This window comes from Clostridium sp. UBA1056 (assembly GCA_002316385.1).
Taxonomy (GTDB): domain Bacteria; phylum Bacillota; class Clostridia; order Clostridiales; family Clostridiaceae; genus Clostridium_J.
On record DCDL01000036.1, the window covers coordinates 8,444 to 20,104 of the forward strand.

The following is an 11,661-nucleotide window of genomic DNA, read 5'->3' on the forward strand; positions in this document are numbered from 1 at the left end:
AGTAAATCAATATTCCGAAACGGCTGAGAGTTAATAATATAAGTGCTTATTTAAAATTAATCAAAAAAATAGATGATAATATACGTATCATATTATCATCTACTTTTTTACTTTTTTCTCATATTTAGTTGTCCACTTTTCATAAGCTGTAGGTTTTTGTCCTCAATCTCATGACTAAGTTGCTCTAACTGTCTTACTCTAGCAATCTGTTCATATCTTAGATTATTATTTTCAGATAAAAGCTTTTTATTAAAGGTCATTTGCTTTTGATTATCTTTTTTTAATTCTTGAACAACTTGATCCATAAGTTCTAATTGCTCTTTAAGATATGTAACTTCATCTTCTAGTTTTTCTATTTCACTATCCTCAGTACTAGCTTTTTTAAAGTCTTCGTTTTCTTGTTTTGCAGCTTGTAAATCTCTTTTTAATCCTTCTACTTCAGAAATAAGATCTTTTTGTTCCTTTACAATCATTTTATAATTTTCATTAGCTCTTTCATAAGCTTCTTTATTTTTAAAAACTTCGTCTCCTAAATTAATTGCTGCAAGAATAGTAGCATCAGGACGACTTATTTTAGAATTCTTAAACATTAGACTATTTATTTTATTATCCACATATTGGCCGACCATTTGTAGATATTCATCATTTTCTTCCCCTCTAAGGTTATATTCCATTCCATTTATCTTAACTGTTATAATGCTCACATAAACACCCTCTTAAATATAAATTTACATCTGCATAAACTTATAATCATTTTAACATATATTAGCTATTTATTAAATAAGGTATTTAATAAATATTCCTATTACTTGTAAACAATATATATCATAAATCCTAATTAACTTTAAAACTTTCCATTTATTCTGTGATAATTCGATTTATTATATACTATTTATAAAGTATTTAATATATTTTGTATATGAATATACTAAATTTAATATAAAAAATAAGAGCTATCTTAAAATAATTTGCTAACCTTTATAAAATGTAGAGCTTACACTTATATTGTTAAAGCGTAAGCTCCACATTAATCTAATATTTAGCTTAGGCATCTTCAAAAAATANNCTTGTCTAACTCAAAATATACTTTCCATCTTTGACTTGTTATTTACTTCAGATGCCTTATTTTAAGAAAATCTCTTATTCTAACCGATAATTATCTTAATTCTGCTCCTAACTTATGCTCTAAGCTTCTTAAAATCTTATCGTGGACTTTATTTACCTCAGCATCAGTTAAAGTTTTATCTATATGTCTGTAAGTTATAGCATAAGCTATACTCTTCTTACCTTCTGGAATTTGGCTTCCTTTATAAACATCAAATAACTTAGCGCTTTCTAAGATACCACCACCTTGCTTTTTAATAGTATCTTCTATTTCTTGTACAAGAACTCTATCATCTACTAAAATTGCAATATCTCTTGTTACTGCTGGGAATTTTGGAAGTGCTTTATGTTTTTTATCAATCTTAGCACATTCCATTAACATATCTAGATTTAGTTCAGCAATAAAACATCTTGTATCTATACCGTAATTTTCACTTACATCTGGATGAATCTCACCTAAAACTCCTGAAATTTTATTTCTAAGTTTTAATGCTGCAGTCTTTCCTGGATGGAAGCTAGGGTTTTCACTTTCTCTAATAAAGGATCCATTATCTATGCCTAAAGCATCAAGTACATTTTCTATTACACCTTTAAGCTCTAAATAATCTCCTGCTCCATACATTCCTAATGTTAAAATATTTCTCTCCTCAGGTAGTTTCTCTTCATCAGTATTTTTTATATATACCTTCCCTATTTCAAAAAGCATTGCACTCTCATTGCTCTTTACATAGTTTCTAGCTAAAGATTCCATCATTGAAGCAAGAGTAGTAGTTCTCATTACTTTGAAATCTTCTCCTAGAGGGTTTCTAATTTCTACTACATTTCTTAGCTCGCTGTCCTGTGGAATTAAAAGTTTATCGAAAATCTTATTACTTACAAATGAGTAACTTATAGATTGATTCATTCCACTAGCTACTAAAGCTTCTATTATTTTATCTTCTAACTTATGCTTTTCTGACTTTCCAGACTTTATAGCCTCGCAATGAGGAAGAGTTGATTCAAAGTTATTATATCCATGAATTCTAGCAACTTCTTCTGCTATATCCTCTTTTATATTTAAGTCACTTCTGAAAGTTGGGCAATTAACAACTAAAATATCTCCTTTAATTTCAGTAGTTAAATCTAATCCATCTAAATATTTTTTCATATCTTCTTTTGATATATTACTACCTAAGAATCTATTAACCCAGTTACTATCAACTTCTAAAGTATGAGCTGTTCTAACCTCATTATATATATCTATAGCTCCAGCCATAACTTTACCTGCACCTAGCTCTTCAACTAAAGCACATACTCTATTAACAGCTAATTCACATAAATTTGGATCTAAATCCTTCTCATATTTAGTTGACGCTTCTGTTCTTAATCCTAACTTTTTAGATGTATTTCTTATATTAAGACCATTAAAGTTTGCACTTTCTAGGATTATCATAGAAGTATCATCTTTAACCTCTGAATTTAGTCCACCCATAACTCCTGCAAGTCCTATAGTTTTATCTCCATCCTTTATGCAAAGCATAGAGCTATCTATAATTCTCTCTTCTCCGTCTAAAGTAACAAATTTTTCTCCATCTTCTCCAGTATCAACTACTATAGTATTAGATACTATATCTCTAGCATCAAAGGCATGTAATGGTTGACCTAGCTCTAACATAACAAAATTTGTTATATCTACAATATTGTTGATAGGTCTTACATCGGCTTCCAATAATCTTTCTTGCATCCACTGTGGTGATGGTTCTACCTTTATATTGCTAATTCCTTTAGCCATATATCTTCTACATAGTGGACTCTTAATTTCTACTTTATAACTATCCGCTATATTAGTTTTATCTTCTTCATTATATTTAAGCTTTGGCATTCTATACTCTACGCCTAAAGTGGCTGCCGTTTCTCTTACCATTCCAATTATGCTAAAACAATCTGCTCTATTAGATGTTATTTCGAAGTCAATTATAGCACTTTCAAGAGGTATTACAGATTTAATATCTACTCCAATAGGTGTATCTTCAGGTAATATCATAAGCCCATGAACTGGCTCATCTCCAGCGATTCCAAGCTCTTCTTCTGAGCAGAACATACCATTTGATACTACCCCTCTTAATTTACCCTTTTTAATCTTAAGTCCCCCATGAAGAGTTGCTCCATGTAGAGCTACTGGAATAATATCTTGCTCCTTCATATTTGTAGCAGCAGTTACTATTTGTATTTCTTCTTTGTTAATATCCACTGCACATACAACTAATTTTTCTGCATCTGGATGTCTTTCTATCTTTGTTATCTTTCCTGTAACTACATTAGAAATTTCATCTCCTGTAAGTATAACCTCTTCAACATGAGACCCTGAAAGATTTAATGCATCTGCAAGTTCTACAGGGGAAACATTTATATCAACATAGTCTTTTAACCATTTAACTGGATACTTCATAATCTTCCTCCTTATCTACTAAAACTGATTTAAAAATCTCATATCACTTTCATATAATAATCTGATATCTTCAATACCGTATTTTAACATTACTATTCTATCTAATCCAAATCCAAAAGCAAAACCGCTATATTTCTCTGGATCAATTCCACAATTTCTAAGCACTTGCGGATGTACCATACCACAGCCTACAATCTCTATCCATCCACTACCTTTACATACCTTACATCCCTTACCTCCACATACGAAGCAAGTTGCATCCATCTCTGCTGATGGTTCTGTAAATGGGAAGTGGTGTGGCCTAAATTTAACTTTCATGTTATCTCCAAACATCTTTTGAATAAACATTTCTAAAGTTCCCTTTAAATCTCCAAAGGTAATATTTTCTGCCACTACTAACCCCTCTATTTGATAGAATATTGGTGAGTGAGTTGCATCTACTGCATCTGAACGATATACCTTTCCTGGTGCAATCATCTTTATCGGTGGCTTTTGATTCTCCATAGTTCTTATTTGAATTGGAGATGTTTGAGTTCTTAATACTATATTATCATTTATATAGAAAGTATCTTGTTCTCCTCTTGCTGGATGGTCCTTAGGTATATTTAAAGCCTCAAAATTATAATGATCATATTCCACTTCTGGTCCTTCCTCTATGGAGAAGCCCATAGATAAAAATATGTCATTTACTTGATCAAGGGTTAAACTTAGTGGGTGTTTTTTTCCCATAGTTTGCTTCTTTCCTGGCATAGATATATCTATTACCTCACTGTTTAATTTTGCTGCCTTTTCTGCAGTTCTAATAGCTTCACCCTTTGTATCAATAGCATTTTCTATTTCTTCTCTTACTTCATTTGCAACTTTACCTACAACAGGTCTTTCCTCTGCTGATAACTTACCCATGCCTCTTAAGATTGCAGTAAGCTCTCCCTTTTTCCCTAGATATTTTACTCTAATATTTTCAAGTTCAGCTTTATCTGTTACTTGACTTAATTGTTCTAAGGCAATTTTTTTAATTTGTTCTAATTGTTCTTTCATATTCTAAGCTCCTTTCTAAAATTCATTATCCCATCTAAAATTATGGATTAAAGCCTTATTTCATAATGGATTACAACCTCACAATTTGTATTCATAGGTATAAAAAAACCGTCCCTAAAAAGGGACGGAAAATCCGCGGTACCACCCTAATTGAGTTTTATTCAAACTCCTCTTAGTAAATTTATCGACTATAGCCGCTAATTACTACTATTATTTCATAATTAGTACTCAGAAGTGAACTTCGATATAACCTTATAAGAAAAGCTTTCAGTCTATGGCTTTTCCTCCCTTATATAAAAATATATATCTACTCTCTTCGTCATTGTATAAATATTTTCTTTTAAAGTTACTAAACTAGTTAGCTCTATTATTTTGCTTTCACAAAACTCCATAAATCCTAACTTGTCAGAAATATTATACATATAATACTTAAAAATTTCAAGTATTAATCCTTTTTATTTAATAACTTCTGTCTTACTCCTTCATATATCATGATAGATGCAGCTATAGCAACATTCAATGATTCTGTATTACCTAACATAGGAATCTTCACCTTACATGTAGCTAGATTCATCACTTCATCGCTAATTCCGTTACCTTCATTTCCCACTGCTATTATTGCATTGTCAACTAAATTAACTTCATAAAAGTTTTTATCTGTTTGTAAAGAACTACATACTAGATTATATCCTTCATTAATTAATTCTTTTGTAAAAGACAAATCCTCATCATGAATTATAGGAATATTAAATATAGATCCCATAGTAGACCTTAAAGTTTTTTCATTATATAAATCTACTGTATCCTTACTTAAAATAACTCCATTACATCCAGCACTATGAGCTGTTCTTATAATAGTTCCTAAGTTACCTGGATCTTGTACCTTATCAGCTAAAATATACGTTCCTTCTTTTACAATGGAAGTTTCTTCTTTTATGTTAAGTACAGCTAAAACTCCTTGAGAATTTTCTGTACCCGAAATACCTTTAAATAAGTTATCACTTACTATAAATAGCTTTTCATCATGGTTATCAACATATGATGAAAAATTCTCTTCAAATTTATCTATAGAGCTTTCCTTTATAAAAATTTTATCTATATCAAAATCTGATTTTAATCCCTCTTCTAAAAATCTAAAGCCCTCTATAATGAACCTTTTATTTTCTACTCTATATTTTTTTTCTTTTAACTTCTTAATTTCTTTCAGTGTATTGTTATCTTTACTTTTTATAACCTGCAATTGTAAATATCTCCTTATCTAACTAAACTTTCAATACTGTTTAGCTCAGCAGTTCCTCCTATAGCTACTATTATATCACTTTCTTTTATAATTTCCTCTGCAGCTGGAGATACCTCTATATTATCATCTCTTTTTATAGCTACCACATTAACACCATATCTTACTCTTAAGTCTAGCTCTTTTAAAGAGTGTCCTTCCCATTCCTTTGGTGTAACAATTTCTGCAATACTAAAATCTGGTGATAATTCTATATAGTCTAATATGCTAGAAGAACAAAGATTATGAGCAACTCTGATTCCCATATCACGTTCAGGGAAAATGACTCTATTAGCACCTATTTTATATAAAACTTTTGCATGCAATGCATTATTAGCCTTAGTTATAATATGTTTAACATTCATTTCTTTAACTAAAAGAGTAGAGAGAATGTTAGCTTGAATATCAGAACCTATGCTAATTATAGCCACATCAAAATTGCTAATTCCAAGGGCTCTTAAGCTATTTTCATCGTTAGCATCCACTTGAACTGCATGTGTAACTTTTTCTGCAATATTTTGAACTGCTTCCTCATCTATATCTACAGCTAAAACATCATTACCAAGTGTATATAAAGTTTCTGCCACTGAAGTTCCAAATCTACCTAAACCAATAACTATAAATTGTTTTTTACTCATATATATCCCCCTTTATCCAACTAAGATTTTATCTTCTGGATATTTAATAGAATTTCCTCTTTTACTTTTTCTTATATAAATTGCCACAACTAGTGTAAGTGGACCAATTCTACCAGCATACATAGTTAGTGCAACTATAATTTTACCTATAGTCGTAAGCTTTTGAGTTAATCCTAGAGTTAACCCAACAGTTCCAAAGGCTGAAGTAGCCTCAAATAAATAGTGTTCAAAAGGAGCTCCCGAAGCTCTTTCTGTAATAGATAGTAATATGGTGACAGTAAAAACTAGAGCTAAAGCTATAACTACTACCGATAATGATTTATAAACAGTCTCTTTATTTATTTTTCTTTTAAATAATTCTGTATCTTCTCTTCCATTTATAACTGATAATATAGTCATAAAAAGCACACCAGCTGTAGAAGTTTTTATTCCTCCTGCTGTTGACCCTGGGGAACCTCCAATAAACATTAATACTATTGTTAAAAATGTAGATGCTATTGTCATACTTGTCAAATCTATGGAGTTGAATCCTGCTGTCCTTGGCGAAACTGAAGCAAAGAAAGCAGATAATAACTTACCTCCTATACTCATAGGTTTCAATGTTTCTGGATTGGAAATCTCAAATATAAGAAACATTATAAATCCAAACAAAACCAATTCAATACTCATGGTTATTACTAACTTAGTTTGTAACGTTAACCTCTTAGTATGTTTATAATTAAATATATCATTCCATACATAGAAACCTAATCCACCAATCATTATAAGTGATGATAAAGTAAGTATTACCAAAGTATTATCACTATATGCTGTTAAACTAGTATATTCTCCCATTAAATCAAATCCTGCATTGCAAAATGCCGAAACTGCATGAAATATACTATAATATATTCCTTTAATTATTCCAAACTCAGGTACAAACTCAAAAGATAGCAATATCGCACCTATAAGTTCTATTGAAAAAGTAAACCTTAGTATGTATCTTGCTAACTTAACTATCCCTTGAAGAGATGTTGAATTTAATGATTCCCTTATTATTAGTCTTTCCTTTAAAGTTATTTTTTTACCAACAATTATTGATAAAAGTGTAGCAAAAGACATGAATCCAAGACCACCAATTTGTATCAAAATAAGTATTATAGTTTTTCCGAAATAACTCCAATATGTTCCAGTATCTACAGTAACTAGTCCTGTTACACAAACTGCTGATGTTGATGTGAAAAGACAATCAATAAATGGAGTTCTTACACCTTCTATAGTAGCAATTGGTAAGCTTAATAATATGGCACCTGCAAATATTAACATTGCAAATCCCATAGCTATTATTTGCACTGGGGTAAATTTTTTTTGCCTTCCCCTCCCACTTAATCTCAATTGCATAGATAACACCTCATATTTCTTATGAAAAAATTTTATTATAATTATTTATATATTTTTCCCATTTATCTATTAAAATATATATAGTATAAAAATGTAGCCATGGCTACATTTTCATACTATATATATCTTTTATATATCTTTTGTTTATTATTTCATAAAACATAATAAATAACTATGTATATTAAAACTAAATTTAACAAAATCCAGAGACATGACATAGTCATCCTCTGGCTTCTATTATCTTATATTGAATTAATCCTATATGTGCTTCTTAGCAACTTCTACTAATTCAGCAAATGCTTTTGGATCATTGATTGCTATTTCAGAAAGCATTTTTCTGTTTATTTCAACTCCAGCAAGCTTCATTCCATTCATGAATTTTGAATAAGAAAGATCATTCATTCTAGCAGCTGCATTTATTCTAGCTATCCATAGTTTTCTGAAATCTCTTTTCTTTAATTTTCTTCCAACATAAGCATTTCTTAATGCTCTGATTACTGATTCATTAGCTGTTTTAAATAACTTGCTTTTTCCACCGTAGTATCCTTTTGCAAGCTTTAATACTTTTTTATGTTTTTTACGACTATTCATCGCTCTTTTTACTCTTGCCATTATATTTACCTCCTAGATAACTTCCTACTATAAGTATGGTAGTAATTTCTTCATTATTTTTTCTTGAGTAGTTGAAACATATCCTGTTTTTCTAAGATTTCTCTTAGTCTTTCTGCTCTTCTTAGTTAATATATGGCGTCTAAAAGCTTTAGATCTTTTTAACTTACCTGTTCCTGTCTTTTTAAATCTCTTTGCTGCACCTCTATGTGTTTTCATTTTTGGCATTGTAAAGTCCTCCTCTCGGTTATGCTCTTTTTGGAGCTAATATCATTATCATATTTCTTCCTTCTTGTTTAGCTGGCTTTTCTATAATATATACATCGCCTAATTTTTCTACAAAAAGGTTTAATATCTTGCGTCCAACTTGTGAGTTTTCAATTTCTCTTCCTCTAAATCTCACAGTAACTTTAACCTTATCTTCATCTAATAAGAATTTTCTAGCATTATTAGCTTTTATTTCAATATCGTGTTCTTCTATAGTAGCACTTAATCTGATTTCTTTAAGAGTAGTAATTTTCTGCTTCTTTTTTGCTTCCTTTTCCTTTTTTTGTTGCTCATAAATGAATTTTCCAAAATCCATTATTTTGCACACCATAGGCTTTGCATTTGGAGATACTACAACTAAATCTAACTCCTTTTTTTGAGCTATTTCTAATGCTTCTTTAGTAGAAATTACGCCTAAAGCTTCTCCATCTGAGTTAATAACTCTTATTTCTTTATCTCTTATTTCTTCATTCATCATGAAATCTTTATTTTTACTGATAACATTCACCTCCGGCTTTTATACCATATATTTTTATATATTAATCTTATATAAAATAAAAAGGACAGCAAACGCCGTCCTAATATTACACCTATTATAAACTCAAAATATTACCTTACTAGCATTACTGTAAGGTGAGAAACGGCAGTTTCTACTTGTTAATAAATTATTCACTTTTCTGATAACAAAATTAATTTTACTACACCTTTATATTATTGTCAATAGGTATTTCTATAATTTCTTTAAACATTAAGCACTCATTACACCCATTACAATGATATACTCTATCTTCAAATACCTTTTCTATAGTATTAATCAACTCTTTATTTTTACATCGACTAGCAGAATGTATCACTATTGTTTTAGGGGACATAGTGATGAGTCCACTTATAACCAAATCATCCTGACTAACTTCTAATATATTTTTATTCTCGCAAAGGTCATTCAAAAGAGTCTCCATCATGTCATTTCCAAATTCATCTTTAAGTATATATGAATCTCCCCTTCTTCCAATATACAAATCTACCTTTTCTACTTTACTCTCTTGCACCTCAATAAAGTATTTTAAAAGGCTTATAAATTCATTATATTCTTTTTCTATCATATAATTTTCTACTATTTTTTCTACTATAATATAAATATCTATCATTAATTCCTTTACTCTAAAATCTATAAATCCCTTAATATTTATTTCATTTCCATCTTCTATACAAGCTATAATTTTATTTAAAATATTATTTTTTTTATTCATAAAATAAATGACTGTATCATCTATAGGAATTTCTTCTTTTAAAACCTTAAATATAGTATCTTTTATAATACTTATATCTTTGTAGTTAAGAAAATTATAAGTTTCAACTAAGTGTTTACTAACCTTTTTCTCAAGAAACTCATTAGTAATCACACCATATAAAATATTAGCCATATAATAGTTAAATAACTTTTCAACTTCACATTGAGTGTAATCACTCTGTTCCAAATATATATGTATACACTGGTTCAATTTATCATTGTCATATCTTAAATTTAAACTTCTCTTTTTCTTACTTAAATAATCAATCATGCTCTTAACTTGATTTAATACATATTCTTTGTGGCTATTATTCACAATAGTCAATAGTAGCATTTAATCACCTCACCTCATGTTAAGAATTTTTCAGATATAAAATCTTACTTTAATATATTATGTGTTTTTATTTTTTACTATATGCAATTTAAAAAATCCAATTTATTCTACAAACCTTATAATATATGTGATATATTATTTCTAAATTAACCTGCTAAGTATGTAAATTTAGAAAAAGTTAAAATTTTAACTTTTTCTATACATAACTTTTTAAAATTTTAACTTTTTAGCTTTTTAGCTTTTTAACTAGTTATCTATATATATTTTAATAAAATTTCTATATTAAGTTTACTTGTAATCCTAGATGATACTGGGGAATACTAGCAAATTTTATTTATTGAAACTTATATGCATGGGCATTTTAGTTAATATATAACTAAATTAGTATAGTAACTATCTAATAAAATAAGAACGATTAATAACAATTAACAATAAGGTGGTGACTCTTTTGAAGTATGCTTTTGTGGACTTTAGAATTTCTCATGAAGAAATTTTATCCTTAGAAAATTTAAACTGTAAGCCTATCCTTTGCGAGCCTTGTGACTCATTATATCCAGCTATATGCGGCCATCCTGACATTCTTATGCACTTTATAGATAATAATACTGTTATTATTCATAAAGATACCTCTTTCACCTTTGAAAAAAAGCTAAAATCTTTAAATTTAACTGTATTAAGAAGTAAAGAGACTTTAACTGGTAAATATCCTGAAGATATTATTCTTAACGCTGTAAATACATCTGAATTTTTCATGCATAATATAAAATATACAGATAAAACTTTACTAGAAAAAATTCATAATAAAACATTCATAAATGTAAAACAAGGTTATGCTAAATGTTCCACTGCAATATTATCTGATAGAGCCTTCATAACTTCTGATGTAAGTATACATAAAGAATTAAATCACTATGGGTATGATGTATTATTACTTCCACCTGGAGATATTCTTTTGCCTCACTTAGATTATGGGTTTATCGGTGGTACCTGCGGTATGCTAGATTCTAAAACTATAGTTTTTTATGGAAATCTAGATTTATATCCCTATGGAGAAATAGTAAAAAGCTTTTTAAATAATCATAGTATAACTCCTATTTATCTAACTAATTCACCTTTAATTGATAGAGGAAGCATATACTTTTTAGATATCTAATAAAATATATTTCTCATAATTACTAAAGGTGATTTCGCAAAATAAACTAATCTAAATAAATATTGAATAAGCGCTTATATTATTAACGCTCAGCCGTTTGGGAATATTGATTAACTAAAGCATTTATTCAAGATAAAATCTAC

At 29.1% G+C, this 11,661-nt stretch carries 11 protein-coding genes and 2 other annotated features; of the genes, 1 reads left to right on the forward strand and 10 read right to left on the reverse strand.

Annotation, left to right across the window (positions count from 1 at the left end; all coding sequences use genetic code 11):
- Positions 1 to 107: 107 nt before the first annotated feature.
- The 10 genes from B3W71_RS09670 to ytxC all read right to left on the reverse strand — a co-directional run bounded on the left by B3W71_RS09670 (position 108) and on the right by ytxC (position 10,365).
- A complete protein-coding gene (locus B3W71_RS09670; protein ID WP_346888730.1) occupies positions 108 to 704 on the reverse strand; it encodes a cell division protein ZapA in 597 nt (198 codons plus the stop codon).
- Between the two features lie 452 nt (positions 705 to 1,156).
- On the reverse strand, positions 1,157 to 3,532 hold the full coding sequence (gene pheT / locus B3W71_RS09675; RefSeq protein ID WP_346888731.1) for a phenylalanine--tRNA ligase subunit beta: 2,376 nt from the start codon (positions 3,530 to 3,532) through the stop codon (positions 1,157 to 1,159).
- Positions 3,533 to 3,550: 18 nt separating this feature from the next.
- Complete coding sequence (pheS, locus tag B3W71_RS09680) at positions 3,551 to 4,570, reverse strand: phenylalanine--tRNA ligase subunit alpha (protein ID WP_346888732.1); 1,020 nt, start codon at positions 4,568 to 4,570, stop codon at positions 3,551 to 3,553.
- A gap of 117 nt (positions 4,571 to 4,687) precedes the next feature.
- Positions 4,688 to 4,902, reverse strand: a binding site (T-box leader).
- Between the two features lie 113 nt (positions 4,903 to 5,015).
- Entirely contained in the window at positions 5,016 to 5,810 is a 795-nt protein-coding gene (locus B3W71_RS09685; RefSeq protein WP_346888733.1) for an RNA methyltransferase, read from the reverse strand.
- 14 nt (positions 5,811 to 5,824) lie between these two features.
- Positions 5,825 to 6,484, reverse strand: coding sequence for a TrkA family potassium uptake protein (locus B3W71_RS09690; protein WP_346888734.1), 660 nt, complete (start codon positions 6,482 to 6,484; stop codon positions 5,825 to 5,827).
- Between the two features lie 12 nt (positions 6,485 to 6,496).
- On the reverse strand, positions 6,497 to 7,864 hold the full coding sequence (locus B3W71_RS09695) for a TrkH family potassium uptake protein (RefSeq protein ID WP_346888735.1): 1,368 nt from the start codon (positions 7,862 to 7,864) through the stop codon (positions 6,497 to 6,499).
- A 258-nt stretch (positions 7,865 to 8,122) separates the two neighbouring features.
- Positions 8,123 to 8,476 carry a 50S ribosomal protein L20 gene (gene rplT, locus B3W71_RS09700; protein WP_150846014.1) on the reverse strand — a complete coding sequence of 118 codons (354 nt, stop codon included), beginning with the start codon at positions 8,474 to 8,476 and terminating at the stop codon, positions 8,123 to 8,125.
- 27 nt (positions 8,477 to 8,503) lie between these two features.
- Positions 8,504 to 8,701, reverse strand: a complete 198-nt coding sequence (gene rpmI / locus B3W71_RS09705; RefSeq protein ID WP_035135823.1) for a 50S ribosomal protein L35 — start codon at positions 8,699 to 8,701, stop codon at positions 8,504 to 8,506.
- 19 nt (positions 8,702 to 8,720) lie between these two features.
- The gene (infC, locus tag B3W71_RS09710) at positions 8,721 to 9,248 is read right to left on the reverse strand and encodes a translation initiation factor IF-3 (protein WP_346888736.1); all 528 of its coding nucleotides are present in this window, start codon (positions 9,246 to 9,248) and stop codon (positions 8,721 to 8,723) included.
- A gap of 41 nt (positions 9,249 to 9,289) precedes the next feature.
- Positions 9,290 to 9,402, reverse strand: a sequence feature (ribosomal protein L20 leader region).
- A gap of 36 nt (positions 9,403 to 9,438) precedes the next feature.
- A complete protein-coding gene (gene ytxC, locus B3W71_RS09715) occupies positions 9,439 to 10,365 on the reverse strand; it encodes a putative sporulation protein YtxC (RefSeq protein WP_346888737.1) in 927 nt (308 codons plus the stop codon).
- 448 nt (positions 10,366 to 10,813) lie between these two features.
- Here ytxC and B3W71_RS09720 point away from each other — a divergent pair, with 448 nt between their 5' ends.
- A complete protein-coding gene (locus B3W71_RS09720; protein ID WP_346888738.1) occupies positions 10,814 to 11,518 on the forward strand; it encodes a DUF6873 family GME fold protein in 705 nt (234 codons plus the stop codon).
- Positions 11,519 to 11,661: the final 143 nt, after the last annotated feature.